The sequence below is a fragment of the Clostridioides sp. LIBA-7678 genome, assembly GCF_056716065.1.
Window position 1 is genome coordinate 103343 of sequence record NZ_CP196988.1, and the last position, 23360, is coordinate 126702.

General features: G+C 26.1%; 18 protein-coding genes. All 18 read left to right on the top strand.

What is annotated here, in order from left to right; translation table 11 throughout:
- The first annotated feature begins 152 nt into the window (after positions 1 to 152).
- The 18 genes from ACTG46_RS20070 to ACTG46_RS20155 all read left to right on the top strand — a co-directional run bounded on the left by ACTG46_RS20070 (position 153) and on the right by ACTG46_RS20155 (position 23337).
- A complete protein-coding gene (locus ACTG46_RS20070) occupies positions 153 to 584 on the top strand; it encodes a hypothetical protein (protein WP_479924203.1) in 432 nt (143 codons plus the stop codon).
- A 63-nt stretch (positions 585 to 647) separates the two neighbouring features.
- Entirely contained in the window at positions 648 to 1694 is a 1047-nt protein-coding gene (locus tag ACTG46_RS20075) for an LCP family protein (protein ID WP_479924204.1), read from the top strand.
- A 239-nt stretch (positions 1695 to 1933) separates the two neighbouring features.
- Entirely contained in the window at positions 1934 to 2728 is a 795-nt protein-coding gene (locus ACTG46_RS20080; RefSeq protein ID WP_479924205.1) for a hypothetical protein, read from the top strand.
- A 17-nt stretch (positions 2729 to 2745) separates the two neighbouring features.
- A complete protein-coding gene (locus ACTG46_RS20085) occupies positions 2746 to 3015 on the top strand; it encodes a hypothetical protein (RefSeq protein WP_479924206.1) in 270 nt (89 codons plus the stop codon).
- A 20-nt stretch (positions 3016 to 3035) separates the two neighbouring features.
- The gene (locus ACTG46_RS20090) at positions 3036 to 3287 is read left to right on the top strand and encodes a hypothetical protein (protein WP_479924207.1); all 252 of its coding nucleotides are present in this window, start codon (positions 3036 to 3038) and stop codon (positions 3285 to 3287) included.
- A gap of 164 nt (positions 3288 to 3451) precedes the next feature.
- Positions 3452 to 4036: a metal-dependent hydrolase gene (locus tag ACTG46_RS20095; protein WP_479924208.1), complete on the top strand. Its 585-nt coding sequence runs from the start codon at positions 3452 to 3454 to the stop codon at positions 4034 to 4036.
- Positions 4037 to 4154: 118 nt separating this feature from the next.
- The gene (locus ACTG46_RS20100; protein WP_479924209.1) at positions 4155 to 5060 is read left to right on the top strand and encodes a hypothetical protein; all 906 of its coding nucleotides are present in this window, start codon (positions 4155 to 4157) and stop codon (positions 5058 to 5060) included.
- Between the two features lie 76 nt (positions 5061 to 5136).
- A complete protein-coding gene (locus tag ACTG46_RS20105; RefSeq protein WP_479924210.1) occupies positions 5137 to 9186 on the top strand; it encodes a C40 family peptidase in 4050 nt (1349 codons plus the stop codon).
- A gap of 1 nt (position 9187) precedes the next feature.
- Positions 9188 to 14230, top strand: a complete 5043-nt coding sequence (locus tag ACTG46_RS20110; protein ID WP_479924211.1) for a hypothetical protein — start codon at positions 9188 to 9190, stop codon at positions 14228 to 14230.
- Between the two features lie 125 nt (positions 14231 to 14355).
- Positions 14356 to 16443: a hypothetical protein gene (locus tag ACTG46_RS20115; RefSeq protein ID WP_479924212.1), complete on the top strand. Its 2088-nt coding sequence runs from the start codon at positions 14356 to 14358 to the stop codon at positions 16441 to 16443.
- A 27-nt stretch (positions 16444 to 16470) separates the two neighbouring features.
- Positions 16471 to 17199, top strand: a complete 729-nt coding sequence (locus ACTG46_RS20120) for a hypothetical protein (protein WP_479924213.1) — start codon at positions 16471 to 16473, stop codon at positions 17197 to 17199.
- The gene (locus tag ACTG46_RS20125; RefSeq protein WP_479924214.1) at positions 17199 to 17744 is read left to right on the top strand and encodes a hypothetical protein; all 546 of its coding nucleotides are present in this window, start codon (positions 17199 to 17201) and stop codon (positions 17742 to 17744) included. The genes ACTG46_RS20120 and ACTG46_RS20125 overlap by 1 nt, the downstream gene beginning before the upstream one ends.
- A complete protein-coding gene (locus ACTG46_RS20130) occupies positions 17713 to 18186 on the top strand; it encodes a hypothetical protein (protein WP_479924215.1) in 474 nt (157 codons plus the stop codon). The genes ACTG46_RS20125 and ACTG46_RS20130 overlap by 32 nt, the downstream gene beginning before the upstream one ends.
- Before the next feature lie 154 nt (positions 18187 to 18340).
- Complete coding sequence (locus ACTG46_RS20135; RefSeq protein ID WP_479924216.1) at positions 18341 to 18925, top strand: hypothetical protein; 585 nt, start codon at positions 18341 to 18343, stop codon at positions 18923 to 18925.
- 59 nt (positions 18926 to 18984) lie between these two features.
- Positions 18985 to 19428, top strand: a complete 444-nt coding sequence (locus ACTG46_RS20140; protein ID WP_479924217.1) for a hypothetical protein — start codon at positions 18985 to 18987, stop codon at positions 19426 to 19428.
- A 95-nt stretch (positions 19429 to 19523) separates the two neighbouring features.
- The gene (locus ACTG46_RS20145; protein WP_479924218.1) at positions 19524 to 20012 is read left to right on the top strand and encodes a hypothetical protein; all 489 of its coding nucleotides are present in this window, start codon (positions 19524 to 19526) and stop codon (positions 20010 to 20012) included.
- A gap of 14 nt (positions 20013 to 20026) precedes the next feature.
- Positions 20027 to 21184, top strand: a complete 1158-nt coding sequence (locus ACTG46_RS20150; RefSeq protein WP_479924219.1) for a hypothetical protein — start codon at positions 20027 to 20029, stop codon at positions 21182 to 21184.
- Positions 21185 to 21252: 68 nt separating this feature from the next.
- Complete coding sequence (locus tag ACTG46_RS20155; RefSeq protein WP_479924220.1) at positions 21253 to 23337, top strand: hypothetical protein; 2085 nt, start codon at positions 21253 to 21255, stop codon at positions 23335 to 23337.
- Positions 23338 to 23360 lie beyond the last annotated feature (23 nt).

The following is a 23360-nucleotide window of genomic DNA, read 5'->3' on the forward strand; positions in this document are numbered from 1 at the left end:
TGTTTTTTTACATTTATCAATATATTTGTAAATATATTATTAAATATATATAAGATAATATATTAGCTTCTGAAAATATATATATATATTAATTTATATTATAAAAAATAACGATTATATATGTATAATATAAAATTTTAGGAGGCTTTTAAATGAAAAATAATAAAATTGCTTTAAAGTACTTAATCTACAAAAATAAAATAATAGGATATAGAGTTAAATTTGAAAGTGATATTTACGATATATCAAAAGTATTGTGGGATAAATATAAAACAAAAACATATATGGATAGAAATGAATCAAATTCGATAGAATTATCTTTAATTAATGGATTACTAATATCTGATAAAGAAATTAAAAACAATAAAAAATGCAAGGAACTAAAAGATGAAAATAAAATAAAGAAGCTAGTTAAATTATATGATTCTAATATAAATCGATGGTCTAAAGAAGATGAAGTTAGATTAAGACTTTATGCCGAGAAATTTACTTTAGATAAAATTATGAATATAATAACAAATTATTCAGAGGATTCAATAAAAGAGAAATTAAAAGAATTTGGATTAAATCCAAAACAAGATTAATAACTTTATCATTCAAAATATAGATTTATATATCTAATTAAGTGTATAAAAAAGGAGAAAAATATGAAGTTAAAAAAAATAGTATGTTTTCTAGTTTTATTAGTAATTGTAATTATTTCTATTAATACATTATTTAGTTCTTCATCATCTGAGTCAGAAATAGAAACAATTGGATTTAATAATGATATATCAAATAAAAGCATAAATACAAATAAAGTTTATACTTATGAAAATGAAAAGGAAGTTCTTAGACAGCAAAATAGTGGAGATTTCAAAACTGTTGATGGAATAACTAATATTTTATTATTAGGAACTGATAAGCGTGGTAAAAAAGATGGGGTTCGTACAGATACTATGTTAATAGCTACTATAGATACAGTTCATAATAAAGTTAAATTAACAACTCTATATAGAGATGTGTTAGTTGAAATACCTGGTCATGGTAAAGGAAAATTGAACTGGGCTTTTAATTTTGGAGGAATAGATTTACTCAAGGAAACTATAGAAGAAAATTATTTTTTAAAACTAGATGATTATATCTTATTAGATTTTAATAGTTTTATAAAAGTTATTGATACATTGGGTGGTGTTGATGTAAATATAGAAAAAAATGTATTGAAAGAATTTAATCAGCATTTAAATGATATTGAAGGTAATAAAGCAGAAAAAGTAAATTCTCCTGGCCCTCATAAATTAAATGGAGCTCAGGCTTTATCATATGCTAGAGTTCGATATCATTCTGGAGGAGAGCAAGGACGAACTAAAAGACAAAGAGAAATTATTAGTTCTATAACCAACAAAATGAAAACAGTTAGTATTTTAAAATATCCAAGCATTTTGAAATCTATAATTGATAATGTTGACACAAGTTTAAGTATTAAAGAAATATTAAATCTAGCTTATACAGTTACTAAAATTAATTACAATGAAATAGAAATGCTATCTGTTCCATTTGAAGATATCTGCAAAGAGGGAAAATACAAAAAATATGGGTGGGTATTTAGAACAGACTTATATGTTACAGCACAATTGTTAAATATGTATATTTATCAAGATAAAACTGTAGATTTAAGTGAAATAAATAAAGATTCTTTGATTTATTTGGATTAAATCTATTTAAATCTATTTTAAGCTTTTTAATATGTAAAGGCATAGTTTTATATTAGAAACATATTCAAGCCATCTTAAAACTAAGATAAAAGCTTTGTTTTTCCTTGAGAAAATTTCTACAGTTTCAAATTTAAGATAGTATTTTATATATTAAAAAAACTAGCTATTTAAGTGTGTTAGAAAATTTAAATTTATTCTTGTGTTGAGATATACACGAGATATGTGAAGGAGTTGATTAAATGAAATATAAAGCAATAAGTTTTTTAATTATTTCATTATTTATTTTATCATTTAGTTTTTGTGTAAGTGCTGATGGTTTAAGTGATTTAAATGGAATTGGAGAGAGTGAACAAAATAGTGTAGAGAATAATTCTAATAATAATATTACAGATTCTAATTTAGATAATAATGATTCTATTACATCTAATAATATAAAAAATTATTATGATAATTATTATAATAACAATAATTCTTCTGATGTACCAGAGTATACTGATAATGAAAGCAAAAGTAGTATAAATGCAATTAGTAGATTATTTTCAGGAATATCGCAAGAAGATATAAACAATGCAAATATTATATTAGGACCAGTTCTAAAAATAGCAAGAAAAGTTATAGCAATACTTTCATGTATAGCTGTAATAGCAACAGGTCTTACAACTGGAGTTGATTTATTATTTATATCAGCACCTTTTACACGTGATTTTCTTTATAAAAAAGCTCCTTCAGGTGGTAATGGCATGTATGGTATGGGAACACAAGATTCAACATCTAAAAGATGGATTTCAGATGTAGCTCTTTCTTGTGTTGTTGAGTTTGAGAATTCGCAAAATAATAATCAAAATTATCCAGGTATGCAACAACAGCCTAGAAAAAAAGATATGATATTTTCTTATATTAAAAGAAGAAGTGTTCATATAGTTTTATTTACAATGTCTTTAATGTTATTTAGTACTACAGTATTAAATGATTTTGGTTTTAGAATTCTAGAATTTATACTTAAGTATTCTTATTCATTCATAAATTCTATTTAAAATAAGGAGAAATAGCTATGAAATCATTAGAATTTTTAAGGAAGCAGAAAATATTAAAAGAAACAAAAAGTGAATTTGCTTCAAAAGAAAAAGAAAAAAAATTAATAATAGAGCTCACTGATAAAATAAGTACTTATTTAGATAATAATGATTCAATTATGATTGAAGTAGATGTAAAGCTTGTTGTAGAATTTATAAACATATTGAATAATTTCACCTCTATGTATGATTTTATGCAAGTGGATAAAAATAAATTTATTTTTTATAATAAAGAATTAAAAATATAAGAAAGGTTTAAATTATAAAAATGGAATATAAAGCTAAAAGAAATTTAAATAAAGCTATAAAAGAAATATCAAAAGAATTAAATATCTCAGATTCAGTAGTTCAAGAAGTCTTGTTAGCTTATATAAGATATATACATACTTCTATAGAAGATGGCAAAAACATTATATTAGACACTGTATTTTCAATTAAACAATATAAAACAGAAGAAGGAAATATTATTTTAAGAGGAAGAGTATCTGAATATATAAAAGATAAAGTAAAATATAAATAAATAATAAATATAAATATATATATATTAAAGATAAGTATATATATATTTATAAGATATATAAAGTATTATTTTATATAATATAAAGTATAAAGATATATATATTTATAAAAAGTAATTGGTTTTTAACCAATTACTTTTTTATTTTTAGGAGTAAATCAGAAAGTGTGGTGAGGACAATATTATATAAAACTCATAAAGCAGGTGGTGCATTAGCTATGTTAATAGTGTTTTCTTATATGAAACAAAAAGGATTATTGGTTGAAAATATAAATCCATTTATCCAATTATCTATTATGTATCCAGCTTCATCATTTGGAAGCACTGTAAGCGATTTAGACTTAGGATGGAGTAATGTTAAAGAGAAAACACCTATTAACTATTTTTGTCACAGTCTTATAGCTTTAACTAAGCCTTCTCACAGAAGTTGGCAAACTCATAGCATCATATTTGTTGGTGGTATTTGTTCACTTTTGTATTCAGCAATGCATCTTATGTCACAGATATGTGGAGAATCCATGTCTATTATACTACTAAGAATGATGTTGATTGGATTTATATGTGGAATAACAAGTCATTTATTTCTAGACTCGTTTACAATGATGGGGATACATATATTGCCAGGCCAAATGTTTAGCTTTGTTCCTCATATTGAAATGTTTGGAACAGGAAGTAAATGGGAAGACATTGTGTTTAAATCATTATCTATAGGCATAGTTCTAGTTTTACTTTTTATTTTAAAAAACATATGAGTGAGTTCTTGATAGATAAAGCAGTTTGATAGATAAAGAGGAGGAAGATAAAAATCATAGTGTAATTTGAATATTTTTTAAATTTATAATTCACTATGGAAATTTAGAGGTAATTGTAATGAACATTAAACGACATTTAATAATGTTAATAACTACTATACTTACTATTTTATCTTTAGGAGTAGTATCTTTTGCAGACCCAATTGATACAGATGGAAATGCAAATAACGGGGTCGGTGGGGTTGTTCCAACCACTGCTAATGCTGGAGGAACATATTCAGCTCCTTCAAATAATCAAGATGGTGTAGTCGAAATAAAAATACCTCAAGGCGACCAAAAAGCATTAGGTGAGATTGCAGAAAAAATAAATAGTGCAGATAAAGGTGGACAAGAACCTTTACAAGCAAAAGACCCAGACGTGAATTTAACAGGAACTGCATTTCAAGTTAGTGAAGGTGCTGTAAAATTTAATACAAAAGAATTTTCTCAAGCAGATAATAAAAGTGCAAAGCAGAATTTAAGAGCTTTTGTTGATGAATTAAAGAAATCTCAAGTGTCAGATGAAACTCAACAATACATATTTGACCTTATATCACAAAATAATGCTGATGCTTCTGTAATGTTAATTCCTATAATTATTGATAGTACACGTGCAGATATGTTTACAGGTATGAAAATAATTGGCCCTTTTTTAGAGCTATTTAGGGTGGCAGCAGGAGTTGCAAGTATCCTTATAATTGTATTGTTAATAGCTTCTTCAATTGTAGACCTTGTATATATTGGTGTACCTATTGGAGATAGAGATAAAAAACCAATGTTTGTCTCTCCTGAAGCACTTTCAGCTGTAAGAGAATCTGTATCCTCAATTAGTTCAGGTGGACAATTTAAAAATGCCTATGTTGTATATTTAAAAAGAAAAGTATTTTCTTATATAGTTTTATCTATCTGCCTATTATATTTAATTGCTGGAGAACTAGGTGGAGTTATAGCGTGGTTTTTAAATCTAGCAAGTGGATTAGTTTAAGATTAATTAAAAATTGTAGAGGAGAAGAAAGTCTTGTACATTTCTTCTCTTTTTATACATAAGGAGGATAAAGAGATTGGATATAAAGAAGTTTATAAAAAGAAGCTTATCTCTTTTATTAATATTTTTAATTACTATATCTTATAGTAGTACTTTGTTATTAGTATCTCCTAGAAAAGTTTTTGCAGAAGAAAATCTGACTGATAAATTTGTTCAGTTAGCATTAGCACAAAGAGGTAAACCATATCACTGGGGAGCTAAAGGTCCTGACTCATTTGACTGTTCAGGTTTAATATATTACTGTCTAAAAACTATTGGTTTTAAAGATAGTTATGTAACATCATCAGCTGTGTATAGTGGAAGTGTTAGTTGGATGACTCAAATAGATTTGTCAGAAGCAAGAGCTGGTGATATTTTAGCAAATAGTGGACATGTAATGATTTATCTAGGTGATTATAAATATGTACATTCACCACAAACTGGAGATGTTGTAAAAGTATCAAAGTTAAATTCTAACGGAATAAGAGGTAAACAAAAGGTAAAAGTTTATAGAATTAATGGACTTGGCAATCCATCGAATGCTTCAGTTGACACAGGCGAAAATAAAAATACTGTAACAGGTAAAGTTGAATTCTTAAATTGGTTTGAGGATTCATCAGAAGTGAATAAAGCATTCCCTAGAGATGAGTATGCAAAGAATACGAAAGATAATAGTTTTATAGTTGCTGATGTGAAAACAGGTAAAACCTTTAAAGCTATAAGAACAGGTGGAACAAATCATTCAGATACAGAAACTGTTACTCAAAAAGATACAGATATCTTAAGAAGTATATGGGGAAGCCTGGATAGTTGGGAGCGTAGACCAGTTATAATTTATAGCAAAGGTAAAATGTATGGAGCTTCAATGGCTGGTGCATTTCATGCTGGACTGGAAAGTGAAGCTGCTAGGGTTCATACAAATAAAAATAGGTCTAACGGATTTGGACCTGGAATAAATTATGATTCAGTGAAAAACAATGGGGCAGATGGTCATTTTGATATACACCTTATAGGTTCTAGAACTCATACAACTAATTCATTAAATGCAGCCCATCAAGACACAGTTAAAAAGTTAAAGGAACAATATAACGGAAAAACATATACTATAAATTTAGATAATGGCTCAGGAAGCTCTTCAAATAATAGTAATTTTCAAGGTGATACAACTTTGGCAGATGCATTAGTAGAAGTTAATTATCCTGATACATCTAAGATGGATGGTGGCATAGCTCATATGAAGCCTGAAGGATGTGAGCCACCTGAAGGTTCATATTACTTTGATGAAGATGGTTGTATGGTATTAAAAACAAAGTGGAACAGAAAACCTGGCTTATTTGAAAAAATATTAAGGGGTAAACAGAATGCTGTTATCTCTGAATTTGAACAGCTAGAAAATGATAAGTTCGGAGATTGTGAAGTAAATGGAGACTTATCCAAAACAATCAATTTATGGGACTATGATTTAGATAAACTTTATACAAATGACCAATCAATTGCTTTTTATATGAATGATGGCTCTACACAATTTAGAATGTATATCCCAAGAGGTGTAGATGACAATGGTAATAATATAAATAAGGAAATAATTGACATGACAATACTAGCTATTCAAGCTTATAAAATGATTGTATTACAAGGTATAACAGGTGGAGCTATAAAAACTGGATATAATTTATTCACTTTCTACTCAAATAAACAAGTCCCACTAAAAGATATTATAGATGTAAAACATTTAAAAAACGGTGTAAGACCATTGAGGTCAAATGGATTGCTTAGATATTCTTTGGATTATTTCTATCATCCACTTTTAGGTAAAATTGATGCCAAAGATGTTCCTCGAACAGATGATGAATGGAGAGAAAAGGAAAAAGAAATTGATTTAATTTATAGTGAAAATGGTAAGTTGAAATTTGATTTACATCCAGATTTCAAGAGTTTTATGGATAAAACATCTGCTGAAGGCAAAACTTCAATGGATATACAAGGAGTTCCAGTGCAAGATACAGATGGTGTAGAAACTTATAAATTACCCTATTCAAAAGCTAAAATTAAGCCACTTAATAGAGTAACAACATTAATGAGAGTTATAATGCCTTATAAATTTGAAAAAAGAGAGACATCTGATAAATATACCTTAAAACCAACATTAGGATATGTTTTAAAAGATGAAGTTCAACTTTTTATAACTCATGCTCAAGTATTCTTAAAAGATTCTGATGGAGGATATCAAAATAAAGCTAGTTTTAAAACATATGGAATAGATGATGATGGCTTAGCGTTTTATAAATATGAACTGGATGGAAAAACTGTAGGAGCGATAGTCCCAACTGTATATAATGAGGTTGTTTATAATACAGAAGAAAATAAACCTTATTACACAGGTCGACAAATAAAATTTGATAATAACTATATTGAAGGGCTAGAGTTCAAAAACAATAATTTAGAAATGTTGTCAGCTGACCATATAGGTGCAGGTAAAACTTCTTTAAGATTGGATGAGATAGCATTTGAGGAAGGTTCTAGTTATTTATTAGGTGAGAATCATGTAAATGTTGGATTAAGTTCAGATAGTTTTTATTTACAAACAGATTTTGATACTCGAACAGAAGGAAAACCTTCTGAAACACCTACAGGAGATGTTCAAGTAGCTGAAGAAGATAAAAAAAATAAAGAAGATGAGAAACAATCAGATTCATCAAATGAAAAAGAAACATCTTCTCAAGAAGGAGATAATGAAGATGGCTCTGATGATAATGCTGGTCCTGATGAGGAAAATATAAATCTAAGTAAAGCTTCTGTTGGAAGAGAATTAGAAATGATATTTGATAACAAAAAAGAATCAAATAACATTATTTTTAACCTTACACCAAAAGTATATGCTGAAGGAGAAAATACTAATGTATCTACATTATCAAAAGTTAAAAATTTCTTTACAAGAAGTAAATCCAATGAAGTTGATATTGGAAATGCAAATAAAGATTGGGGACATAAAATAACTGAATCTCAATTAGCTAAAGAAACAAGAAAAGAAATTAAAGGATATGAAAAACAGATAATTCAATTATCTAACATATACAAGGTTAATCCTGCTTTGATGTTATCTATTATGATACAAGAATGTGGTGGTTCTCCTAGCTCTGGACATAAAAACAATCCGTTTTCTAATGGAAATAGAACATTTACTACAATGCTAGAAGGTATTAACAGAGGAATATTTAATGTCTCATACAATCACATAGCAAAATACAATCCAAAATCTATTGATGAATTAGCAAAAAAATATTGTACAGTTGGAACTTCTGGTTGGATAAAAGGAGTTAAAAGTGTATTTAAAAAGATAACTGGTAGAGATTTTAAAGCTTCAGATATGGGAACTGGTGTAAATGCTAAATCAGATGAATATATTGATGAAAAAAAATTACCTTCATATAATGAATCTATTAATAGTAGTGGAAATTCAGATAATGATATTCCAATTGGAGATGAAGGTCTTACAAATAGTAATGAACAGTTATACAGTGGATTTTCAATATATAGAAACAATTCAACAAATAATAACTCGAATTTATTAAGTTGGTTACGTTCTCCAACTGCACGTGCTTTAACAAATGCTGAAGCTGAAGAGGCAAATAATTATATAACTGGAGAATTTGAAGTTAAAAATGATATGCCTTCATTTAAAGATTGGCAACGAATAAAAGAAATATCTTCTGAATTAAATTCTAATAAAAGTTCAAGAACATATATAACATTTGTAATAAAGATAATAACAATGTTTTTTGGAATAGCTTTGATTCTTTATTCAATTGTATTAGTCTTAGCATATTTTATAGATATACATAACTTTGGTATAGATTTCTCTCTTGTAAGTATTATGACACGAGGAAAACTATACTCTATATCCTGGAGTATAAGAGACGAATATTTGAGTACAAGTTCAAATGTAAAATATGTAACTCATGTAGATATTTTAAAAATTTCATTTGTTATATTATTAATTGGTTCAGTTTTTGTACTGAGTACACCAATTTTAGAAGTATTAGCTTATTTATATATAAATATAAGAGAATTGATTGGAGGGTTTTAGGGTGAAAAAAAAGAAACATCAAATATTTTATAAGAAATTTATGAGTATCTTTATAATATTAATTATGTTAATTTCTGTTTTTTCACCTTTAGTATCAGCTGAACCTGCTCAAAATGCAGGTTCAACTGCTGGTGAAAATACAAATTCTGAAGATAAAAATGGTAGTAGTGCAGCAGCAATGGGAACAAGTATGATTTCCTTTTTTAGAAATGAAAGAAATGGATTAAATACAGGAGGAATTGCAAAAGAAGAATACTTGGTATATGGAGCATATTTATCAAATTATTTTTTACCTGGCAGTACAATAGTTAGTGATTTTAAAAGAAATGATTTGGCAGATAAATTGAGTAAGCGTCATTTTGATGGTAGTGATAAAACATCTGTATTCTTAGAGTTAAATACAAAGCTATATGATGCAGTTACATCAAAAGATAATGGCCTTGGTGGTTCAAAAAGTTCATTAAAATTTAATAATAATGATGTAGATGGTGTAACTTTTCTAACAGCAATGGCTACAGAAAAAAAACTTACTTGTAATGGTAAGACTGTAATAGATTTTAGCCAAAAAGGATATAAAGGTATGATGCAAATTCTTACAGGTATAGTCCCAGAAGTTGTTTTAGGAGAAAAAGGTATAAGAAAATGTAAAAAGCTATATATAGATGGAATAGGAAATGTCTGGGGAAGCTATGGAGATGTTAGTATGGATAAATACATGTTGATAATACCTGCCTGTATTAATCCTTCAGCTTTTGCTAATGGTGGTGGTAAAATTCCTTTAAATAATGTTTTTGCAATGGGATGTTTAATAAACGTAGATGATGATAACATTTTAAATGGAAGTGATAGTAAGTTTTTACCATACTATAATCTAAAAAGTAGATTAAAGGGTGATGATTCTAAAAATATGTTAAGTATCTATGGAATGTTATCTCCAACAGATTTTTTAGGGTCTACAGATAGAATAATCAAAGGAGGAAAATCTTTAGATAATTCTTCAGTAATAAATAATATAAAAAAAATAATAAGTGCTAAAGAAATTAATGGTTCCTATAGCTCTGGAAAATTCAAAATTATATTATCATTAGATTTTTCTAAATATAGCTCATTAAGTAAGGATATTGGTAATATATTTCCTAAAAATAAAGAAAATAGAAGTAAATTAACACATTATCTAGGTGATGCTATTGTAGCTGGTAAGGGAGAAGTAACTGACAATATGTATTATTTTGCAGATTCGATGTCTAAAAATAATAGTTCAAACTTTTTAGGTAATCAAAATGCTGGAAACTTCAAATCAAATGGAGAGGATACAAATGAATTATTACAAAATTTGGTTTCAAGAGATGGATTATTTACAGCAGAGGAAAAAGGTAAACAAGAATTTTATACAAATGGAACAATAAATAGCAAATTTTTAAACTTTCTTAAAGAGTTTTATGGAGATAAAAATTCACAGAAAACTAAAGCTAAAGATTATATAGCTGGAAAAGCTTCTAATGATTCTCTAAATAGGCTAGTTTCTTTTTTCAACACTGGTACCTTTAATCATGCTAGTCAAAATCAAGTTAATGATACACTATCTTCAACTTCAAATAATGGGTTAATATTTCACATGTTGTTACCTGGGAATAAAATGAATTTAGTTGATAAAGGATTATTTCAAGGTGATGTTCCTGCTGTAAGTGGTATGACATATATGGATACAATCTTAAGAGACATGACATACCTATCGAATGGTAAATGGACAGTTGAAAGTCTTGTTGGAACAGATAATAAATCTTATAAACCATTTGTTCTTAGAAGTAAAGGCTTTCTTATGCAAGGAAAAGATTTTGGTGGATTAGATGGAGTGAAAACTGCTGATATAAATAAAATTGCTACTTTATTTTTTACTGCCTTGTCTTATAAAGTTGTATCAATTTCAAAAGATGTTAGAAGATGGATAACTTATGATACTAAAGTTGGTTCAAATGTGGAAATGGCTACTGGTGGCAAAACAAAGATATCTTCTAATATAGCAAATGGAAATAATTTTTGGGCTGGGATATATTGGGGATATATGGTTAATATCTTAGGTATACAAATCAAAGATGGTAAATTAGTCCCTACCTCAAATGGTAGTGGGTTACTTCCTGAATTAGATGTCGCTACAACAGGCACATTAGATTTAAATGGTGTTGGAGAAGGTGGTGTAGATAAATCACAAGAAAAAAGCTTAGAAGATATGCAAAAAGATATTATAAGCAAAATTTATGGATTACTTCAGCCAGAATCTAATGAATATAGAAATTCATGGATAAAATCAACATTAGATGGTTGGGTACTAACAACACATAAAAATATTACAGGTTCATGGCTAGGTAATTCTTTTACAGTTGGTAAAAATATCGCTAGTAGCTACAGTTCTTCTGTAGGATATATTAACTTACCTTCTTTATTAGATATACCATTAACCTCTTGGTTTATAAAAGACTATGGTATGTTATATTTATTTTTCTTGTTACTAATATTAATTATGATTATTTGTTCAGTTATAGTTAATATCAGAACAATAAGAGAAGCTATACTTATGTTTTTATTAATGTCAGTAGTCCTCATGCTACCTCAAAGTTTAATAGTGAACATGGTAGACATAACTAATACAATGAGTGATAAAATTTTTTCAGAAAAATTTAATTATTGGGCTATAACTCAAAATGAACAAATTATACAAACAAATAAGTCTGATTCGGCAACAATAGAAGATACAAGAATCGAAAAAATTAATGAAGCTGGTCAAGGAAGTAATAATATAAATAGTTCAGCAGAGGAAGCTTCAGTTACTTTAAAATGGATGTCGCCCAAAAAGGAAGATGTATTTAAACAAATTTTTACTGGAGATATAGTATCAAGTGGATTAGAGAAAAATATGAGTATCTTTAGATTTTTATTTAGTAATTTCTTCAATCAAGAAGAATATGTAAATACCAATGATTTTGTGAATTACTTATATAGACCATATAGCTCCATTATAAAAGATGCGAAAGATTCATATAATAGTTTAACTGATAATAGTTCCGAAAAAGATAAAGTAAGTGGAGACATCGGGAATTATTCTTCAGGAATATCAAATTTACCATCTTATAGATTTAAAGCTATAAGAGGAAATTTAGATTTTCTTAAAGATTATTCTGATACAACAGGTATATATAAATATGATAGTAATTCTCCATCAGGTTATAATACAAGTGAAAATACTTCTAATACAGATGATACTGATAAAAACAATTCATCTAGTAAAACTAGTGAAAGTAATGATAATTATCGTTATTGGGGATTGGCCAATAATAGTATAACTAGTTCTATCTTTAGAGAAGAGTATGATTTAGATTCTGCTGGTCTAACTGGATATTCACAAGATGATTATTCTAATGCTTTCTTATTATTAACTGAGAGTCCATTTTATTATTTTTATAATGTATTACGAAGTCGTTATGAGATAATGGATGGAGGATTTAAATCTGCATTATTGACTAAAGATGTATTTAAAACTCTAAATACAGGAACAACAGCAGATAAAGAATTAAGAGATTTCCTTGATTTAGAAGGGTTATTCACTTATATAATACCTTATTTAAAACAATCAAATGAATATGTTTATAATTGGACAAATATATATGGAAAAAAAATAAATAGATATAATTTTGAAACTGGAACTTCTGGTGAAGAGTATGAAGAAGAATATGAAGAAGCAAAAATTCAAAAATCAGCTATGGAAAATGTTTGGAAAATGTACACTCCTTGGGTAGACCAATTGTATACTTTAAATACAAAAGACTATAAAGTTGGGAGAGGTCTTGGGCTAAAAAAAGGTGACTTAGTAGAGGATACACTAAATCCTGCTGCATATAATACTCAAACTCGTCCTATGGTATTTTCTCCTGCTGCTATGAATATAAATAGTCTCAATAAAGCTAATTTAACTGATATAGAATATAGAACACAAAAAGTACTAGAAGATACTTATGAAGATTTTATGTATCTAATAAATTATTATGATTTCTCTGATGAAACATTAATTAACATAGGTGCTATGATGGCAACATTCAACTTTAATAGATGTTTTTCAAGTAATAAAATTTTAGGAACAGGTAGTAGACTATATCCTCAAAATTTTGAACTAAAAAATTTCAATTATGATGCATTTCAGAGATTAATGTTGGCTAACGCTACAGGAGAACCGATTAAAAACGAAAATGATTTATATGAAAGAATACTAAGCAAAACATCTATTTTTACAGGATTTCTTATATTATTAAAAGATGTATTTGGTGTATTTTTAGTTCCTTCTATTAAGATGCTAATTTTACTTGTACTATTCTTTTTAATGATAGTTATAAGTCTATCAGTAGCTACAGCGCCTGTTAAGAAAGTATTTGAGAAAGTATTTAATCAAATAGGAAAACCAGTTTTAATTTTTACATCTAGCTCTGTTGCTTTTTCTTGGATAATTTCAATACTAATGGGGGAAGGTTTTACATCTTATGTTGGTAGTAAAACTTTATCAGCTGGAATTACAGACCCAACAATTTTATTGATAATAGCGTTAATAATAGATTGTATTTACATGTTCTTCTTATTTAAATTATTAACTTCACTGTATAACACTTTAAAGAAATGTACTATATCTGCATTATTAAGTATTGTTGCATTAGGTGGTTCTATTGCAAGTTCAGTTGCTAATGGAATTACTGATTTTGGTAAAGAAATTACAGGAGATGGATTTTCAAGTGGAGGATTTAATAGTGGAGAAGTTAAAAATAGTGTTACAAAAGAAGAACATACAACCAATAATACTTATATAAATACAAACAATATATCTTCTAAAAAGGATAATTTATCAAATAAAAAAGATACTTACTATGAAAATGCAAAATCTTTTAAAACTGAACAACAAAATAAAAAAGAAAAAGATTTTATAAATAAATTAAATACATTAAGTAATACCAGAGGTAATGGTGATAAAAATGAAATATCTTCTGAAAACCCTTCAGATAAATAATAAATAATATATATAAGATATAAATAAGATATATATCTTATATATAAATTTTATTTATATATATTAAGAGAAAAAGACTACTATTAATAAAAATATGTAGTCTTTTTTATTTGGAGGAGAGATATATGTTTACATTTATTTATAAGTTATACAATTTATTATCTAAAAAAATAAAAAACAAAGATATATGTAGTGATGATAGCATAAACGAAAAAGATATAAATAATGATTATACAAATACAAATTATAAAACAAAAAAAATATTTAGTAAGATATTTTCTTTTTTCTTTATGTTTATAGATAGTATATCTTCATTGATATTATTTATTGTTCCAATAATATCTATGATATCTATATTTCTACTGTTAGGTGCATTCATAACACTTATGTCTTTTATATCTATATTTAATAGTGAAAATATAGTTATAGATGAAAAAGACAAAATTATATCAGAAAATAATAACTCTAATAACTCAACAAGTTCTTTAGAGTGGACTGAGGAAGAATTAGCTCAGTATGGAGTTAATTTAAATGACTATGAAAAAAATATATATCGTTTAGGTATTTATTATAATAATGCTTTAAAAGGATATAATAGTAGTCCTATATACTCTGGAGATGAACAACATATGGTTCAATTATTTAATTTGGGTGTTTTAAGTACCGAAAATGGAATGCAATTTTATAGAAGCAATAAACAATATGATATATCAAAAATTCCTTCAGATATACCATACAATTCAGCAGGATATGGATATCTTGGATTATCTAGAAAAGAATCATTGACACCTATGGGAAACAGAATCCCAGAAGCTAGTAAGAGTGCCATTCGTAATAAATATAAGCCAACAAAATCATATAGTGCAGAAAGTCAATATTCTCCTTATGGAGCATTAGCTCTTAGTACAATATGGAAAGAAAAACAAAAGGCATATGCAGATAAAACAGTAGATAAAGTTACAAAAGTTGTTGAAAGTTGGGGGATAAATACCAACAAAGAATATATAGTCAATTTTATAAAAAATTGTTTGATTAATGCTCAATTTCATGGTGCATATTTAAAAGACCATACTGCATATGCAAACTTTATATGTGCTATGTATTGTGCCACTTCAGATATTGATGCTGAAAGAAGCTTTGACAAATGGACTATTAGTGGTGGATATGATGAAAGTAGTTTAAGAAAATCCATTTTAGGCACAAGTAAACATGGTAGTGTAAGAAACTTAGCTACTCCAAAACAATTTTCAAAAACGTTAGGAAGCTCAAAATTAAGTTTGAATGGAACTCAGTTAACAGAGCCTTTATGGACTTTTCTGTGGAACAAATTTGAAAGTAAACAAGGAATGAAAGATGCTTGGAATGGATGTAAAAATTTGAAGGTAGCAGACCAAGTATTGAATTTTCATTATGGTCTTAATTCTTATTTACAAGCAGTTAGAATGCAAAATAATCTTGCAGATAAGATGGGAATACCTAAAAATGATTCATCAAATAATGTTCCTGATATTAGCATCGGCAACTTCAAAACAACAAAAGGGAAAGGACAAGCTATTGTTGATGGTAAGTCTACAGAGTCATTATTAAGTTCATATAATGGAAATGCCAAAAGCTACATAATGAATATTTTAAAACCTCATTGGGGTACATCTTCATATTTAGAAGGTAAAGGAAGTGCTTTTAGTTCAAATTATAAAGATGTAAAATATGGAGTTCCTTTTTTTGGACAGGGAAGTAAGTTCTCTGAAACATATGGAACTTTACCTTGGTATCCAAATGGAGCTACCTATAACCGTTCTGGATGTATGATATACTCTTGTGCATATACAGCTAGTGCACTCTCAGGAAGATTAATAAACCCTCCTGAAATGGGAGCAATAATGATAATGAAAGGAGGACTAGTTAGTGCTGGTATATCTATGGGGAATATGCCAAATGTATTTAGTAGTATTGGTTTGAAAAGCAAATATTATGAGGATAACAACTGGATAAGTCATATAAATGAAGCTGTCGATAAGGGAGGAATAGCAATAATAAGATTAGCTCCCCCATATGCTTCTGGTTCAGAACATTTTGTGGCCATAACAGGTAGACAAGGTGATAAATACAATATGTATTCATCTACACATATTGACCACAGTATGCAGTTACAGTCAAAGGATTCTCTATTAAAGGCGAAGAAATCAAATCGAATGTTGTGTGTTTGGAAATAAAATTATAGTTTATATTTGGGGGTTAACATGAAAAAAATTTCCTTTTTTATAACAATATTAAGAATTTTTATTATAGTTTTTTGTGTATTTTTAATAAGAGATAATTATAAATACAAAGATAACTTATTAGAAAATTCATTGAAGATAGGCACTATAGTAAGTGATTTTTACAAATCTGAAGATAACTTAAATGACTTAATTAATTACAATACAATAACTGAAAAAGTAATTTTTCAGTTAAATAATTATAATAAGAAATTAAAACAATTAAATAAAGCAGAATTTAACTTGACATCATATTTTAACACAACTTATATGGATAAGAATGTTGAATATTCTGAAGGTACTCCCATAGCAGATGACTATGATGAAAATAATATAGAAACAGATTTATCTAATGAAAAAATAGAAGATGATAAAAATATTTATAATAAAAATGGAATGAATTTTATAAAGGTTAGTGATATAAAAATTATAGATAATTCTTATGGTACATTGGCATATAAAAATAAGTGGATAGTAATTCCTTTAGAGGAGATACCTCTTACTTATGATAGATTAATTAAAGATATAAACTATAAATATAAGTTAAATTCTTACAAAAACAATAAAGGGAAACATAGTTATATAGAATTATCATATATTTCTAAACAAGATATCTCTAAGAAATTATTAATAAAAGTATATTACTTTAAGAAAAAGATAGTCAATGTAGAGATTATAGATAACTTACTGGTAGTTAGGAGGAACAACTAATGAATAAATTATCACATGAAATTGTTAGACTAATTATATCGATAATTTTGCTTATTATAATAATAAGTATCTATATGTTTAATGACAAATATAGTTATTCACTGACTAATTCAAAAATGATAAAGACAATTAATGCAGATGATACTCTTGATAATTACTATTTATCATATGAAAGAAGTAAAAAAATCGAAAATATGATGCTAAAGCATATATCAGATGAAATTGAATTTGCAGATGTTAAAGAAGTTGGAAATTTTTCTAATGATTTTTCAAATAAATTAGGTCTAGAATTGATGCAATTTAAAGAAGATATTGAACATTATATAGAAGATACAACTTATGAAGAAGAGAATAGAGGTAAAAAAAGTAAATTAGAAATGCTAAAAAAATACACTGAAATACATTACTTCTTAGATAGTAATACTGGAGAATTAATACAAACATTTATATTTTATTTCCCAAATGGTGACATTTCAAGAATAGAATTAAATTGGATGGAAGGAGGATGTGTAAATGATACCATCTTTTCTAACAAAACTTATTAATATTATTATGATTATAATTCTCATAATAGCTTTATTTGTAACTTTTGATAAAGATATTCCTACTTCTGACAATCTAAAATTATTGAATAATTTTAATAATGCTAAGGTCCTGGCAATAAATTGTGTTGATTTATATAAATTAGGAAATAAAAACGAATTTGAAAATGTAAAATCTAAGCTTTATGATACTTTTAGTACAAGTTTACAAAATGAATATTTTGATGTTGATTTAAGTAGTGAAAATACACCTGTGACAAATATAAAGTTATTAAATATAGTTGGAGAGAATCTTGATGAAAAAGGAATATCAAATAAAAAAGATACTGTTCTAAGTTATTTATTTAAAATTGATGTAGAACTAGTTAGAAATAATGAAACGATAAATAAATGTATGTTAGTTACTGTTAAAAATAATAAGATAACTAAAATAGAATCAATATAATAAACATATAATTTTATAAAACATAACAAATAATCAATATATTATTTGTTATGTTTTTTTATTTATATATATATAGAAATTATATAAATAAATGTAAATATAAATATATTTTATATACATATATATTATTTAAAAAAGAAGGAGTATAAAAATTATGAATAAAAAACAAAATTGCAAATTAATAATTCTAGAAGGTGAAAACTCAGGTTTCAAAGAAAAACAGATATATATATTGAAGGATATATTATTATTAGAAGGATATGATGTTAAGGTATTGGAATTTCCTGAATATAATTTCAATTTTTTACTTGATATATATAATGATATCAATATAGAAAATTTAAAGAATATATTACCATATATATTCAAAATAGATAACTATCATGAATATATAAAAATCTGTAGTGATTATTATAAAAACAAAACAATTATAATAACAAATAAAAGTATATCAACAGATATATATTTTAATTATTTAAACAGATTAGATAATCTTAATAAAGATAATTTTATGGATTGGATAAAAAAAATAGAAACTAATTTATTTAAGCTTCCAAAAGCAGATAAAATTATATTCTTAGATGAACATTATAAGCAATTACCAAGAGAATATGAAATTTACAAAAAATTTATTTCAAATGGAACTAAATGCAGTTATCTAAATTGTAATTTATCCACAAAAGATAAATATATTTCTATAAGTAAAGAGATTTACAAAAAAATAAAGAAAATACTTTAAATAATTCATATCCAAAAATATTAGCTTTTATTAGAAATTTTTAAGAGAGGAAGTAAAATGTGTGTAGATTTAATTTATTGAAAATAATTTTAATTTTTTGTATAGGAGTCAGTATAACTGGTTGCCAAAATGATATTTCATATGATGTAGCACATAACAAGGTTGAAAATTATAACAAATTAGTATCAAGTACACTTAAATCATATAAAGAAGCTTTTACATATGCACAAAGTAAGAAAAATATTATAAAAGATATTTATAAAGATACAGGTACTGCTTTAGATAAAAAATACAAATTAAAAAGAATGACTGAAGAGGAGAAAAAAGCTTTTGAAATAAGAAATAGCGTTGCACTAGACAAGTATTTCATGTCTCTTGGTATGAATGGTATTAAAGAAATTATTATACTAAATGGAAGTGATAACTATATTATGACAATTGTATTATATTTTGGTGTTAATGACTTACTTGCTATTGAAAGAAATATTTATATTAATAATTAAACTGAGGTGACTTATTTTGTATTTTAAATATATAAAACTTAAAGTAAGTATGAAATTATTAACATACTGCTTAATAATGGTTTAGGAAGTGAAAAATGAAACTTAAAAAAAATAAAATTAGTATATCGAAAAAGCTTTTTTTAAAACGTCTTTTTACTATAGTAATTATTTGTACTTCTTTATTAGTAACATTAAATATCATTTATACAAATAAAAGAATTGATGATATATACAGTAAAAGAACAACTTCTTTAGACAGGAAAGAACGAACTAAACTTTGGGTTATAGAGGATATACGCTCATTTCTTTCAGTTAAAGATACAGACAACTATCTAAAATCAAAGTTAAATAGCCATTTCACAGACGATTTAAAGTATAAGATATATGGAACAGAATATGATGCTTCTAAATTCTTTGGAGCTGATAAAGTTAGTATTCAAGAAGCTGAATATACAATAGACTCTACAGAACATGATGAGATATATTGTGTAAAAGCTATTTCTAAAAGAGATAATAAAAATTATATACATAAATATTTAGTATTTGTATCAGATAACTATATATATGATATAAAAGCTATTTAAAGGATGTGGTTAAAATGAAACCAGAAAAAGATAATGATGTAATTCAAATTCCAATTAGTTTTGATATATCCTCAAAAGGACTTATTGAAGCGAATGGAAGATTCTTTTGGGTGATATTGATAATTATATTTTGGATAATAAGTTCCATCTTTGTAATAATAGCTTCACCTGTATTTTTTAAACTATGTTACCCTATATTATCTTTTATTATTTTATTGTTTATAACTAGATTTTTAGTACTTAGAGAAATGTATTTTAAAAATAAAAGAAAAGAATTATTAGAAAATAATTATTTATTTAAACACACTATATTTTGGAACATCTGTGATGTTACTGATAGATATCCATATGTTGCACAATATGAAAACAATAAAAAAGCCATATTTGTTGCTTTAAATAATGGTGTTACAACAAATAGTAATCATGCTGCTATATACAATCATCATGATTATATTGCAGAAGCTTATCAACAATTAGCCAAGAAAAATATTCGATATATGCATATAGATTATATGTCTACAGTTGATAAGGATGAGAGAATGAAATATTTATTCGATTGGGCAGAAGCTACTAATAATTCAGATTTAGGAGAACTTCTAACAATTTTCTTTGACCATATGCAATCAATAATGAGACAAACGTACACATCATATGATGTATATGTTTTTTTCTTTAATGAAAAAGATGATTTATTTTGGAGTGAATTAAAGCCAATATTAGCAACTATGTTAAAAGCAAAATATAAAGGCTATAAGGTTCTTAATAAAAGTGAAATAGGAAATTTAGCTAAAGAACTTATGAATATAAATGAATTCTGTCCAGAGGCTACTAGTGAAGAGATTTTTAAAGATATAAAAGATAATAACTTTATAAAAGTCATCTGGGTAGAATCAGATGGGGTTAGAACTAGAATAAATAAAACTAAAGAAGAATTAGAAGAAACTAAGCGTACAGCAATGGCAGAATATAAAGCTCAAAAACTTTTTAAAAAAGGACAAAAGAAAAAAAAGAAATTAACAAAAAAGAAATCTATAACTACAGTTATAAGAAAACTATTAAAGAAAGAATTACCTATTGAAAATACTATTGAGGATGAAGAAAGAATTATTTTATTAAAAAAAGACAATGAAACAATAGAAGAATCAGATATAGATAATGAAAATAAAAAATAGGTATGTAAATATCTATTTTTTTGAAACAAATCAATTTAAAACTAACAATAAAAGGGAGGAAAATAAAATTGAAAATAGTTATATTAGGTACAGCCTCTACAACTGATATAAAAAATATTATTGTAGAAAGACAAGTTAATTCTGAGGTAAATATCTATTCTAGTATAAGTGACTTTATAAAAGATTCTAGTTTACATGTAAGCAGCGCAACTAAAATTGATAGATTTATAGTTTTACAAAGTGCATTTGATAATATTCAAAAGGATGAATTGTCAATGACCCTTAATAGTTTTAATGACTATTTAAGTGCATACTACCCATCTTCTAAACTTGTTACCATATTACAAGATGATGATATATTACAAATAGCTTCTAATTCCCTAATTTCCGAGAATATGTTAAATCTTAAGCTTTATCCATTTTTAGTATCTCATGTAGTTAAGGTATCTAGCTTAGGTCTAGATGAGCTTAGAAAGATTTATTCAGTTCCTGTAAAAATAACTTTAAATAATACACAAGTAGTGGGAGATGTAATAAATAGCTCTAATAAAATCCAAGATGCAGATATTCCAAAAGAAGAAAATGAGAATAAATCAAAAAAAAGAGGCTTATTTCATAAATTAAAGCAGAGAAAAAAGAAATCAGTTGGTATAGAGAAAAAAGAAATATTAATGAATCCAATAGGTCAACTAGCAAATGAAACTATAGGTATTGACAAAGTGATACAAGATTCTAATGATATAAATCAACTCAATAATGAGAATAAACAAAATAATAATAACATTATATATAATGATATAGATAGTTACATCGAAGATAGTAACATTAATTATAATAATATAGATAGTTTTAATGAAGATAATAACATTAATTATGATAATATAGACAGTTTTAATGAGAATAATAACATTAATTATGATAATATAAACAGTTTTAATGAAGATAATGACATTAATTATGATAATATAGACAGTTTTAATGAGAATAACAACACTAATCATGATAATATAAACAGTTTTAACGAAGATAATAATATTAATAATAATGATATAAATAGTTTTAATGAAGATAGCTACATTAATTATGATGCTATTGGTCAATTAGAAAATGATATAAAAATCTCCAATAATAATGTTAAAGAAGATTGTTCTGATAGTAAAAAGCTTCTTAATAACATTAGACAACAAAGTTTATCAGATTCAGAAATCATAAAGAATACTTTAGAAAATCTTGATAAATTTACAGATGATATAAAAAAAGATAATGACATTGTAGAAATAAATATATCTGAAAATAATGATGATAACTTTTATACAGATGATATAGAAAAGGTAGAAGTTGAAAATAACAATAATGATTTAGGTGATATAAGTGATATATTAGAAAAATTTAATGAAGTAAATAAACCCAAAGTGATAGAAAAAATAATAAATATAAGCGATAAAAAATTATATCGAAATGGAGTTAGAACAATAATTGTCACAGGAGACAGAAGAAGTGGGATAACTACAACTTCACTGAACTTAGCCAAGCACTATAGTAAAGGAAGTAGAACTTTATATGTTGATTTTGATATAAAAAATAGAGGTTTTTTATCATGTATAAATTTAGCTGATTTACTTAGAGAAGAAGAAATTATTTATGATGGTCTTAAATATCTCAATAGAACTAGAAATTTAACTAACTTATCTTACAAAACTAAATTAGGATTTGAAAGCTTAGTCTCCTTATATGGAACAGAAATAGATATTGAGCAAATAAAAACAATTCAATCAATTTTATCTATACAAAATTATTATGAAACAGTTATAGTAGATTGCCCTATTGACTATATTAGTTGTCTAGAAGAATTATCTCTTAATGCTGAGATAGTTATATGTTGTGACAATACAATGACTGGAAGAATTAATATAGTTTTAGCTTTGAGTGATATAAAATCTAATATTGTATCTTCATCAATGTCACGAGGTAAATATATTATAACAAAAGGCTCAGAAAGTGAGTTTATCAGTCATATGAACTATATTAAAGAAATATTCAATCTAGGCGATGAAAATATATCAGAAGATGGATTTGAAAGAAGTTATGACTGGTCCTCTCTAGGCATTATAAATATAAGTAATGGTATAGATATATTAACATCTTTATTATAAAGTTTATCACTTAATCTGAAAAA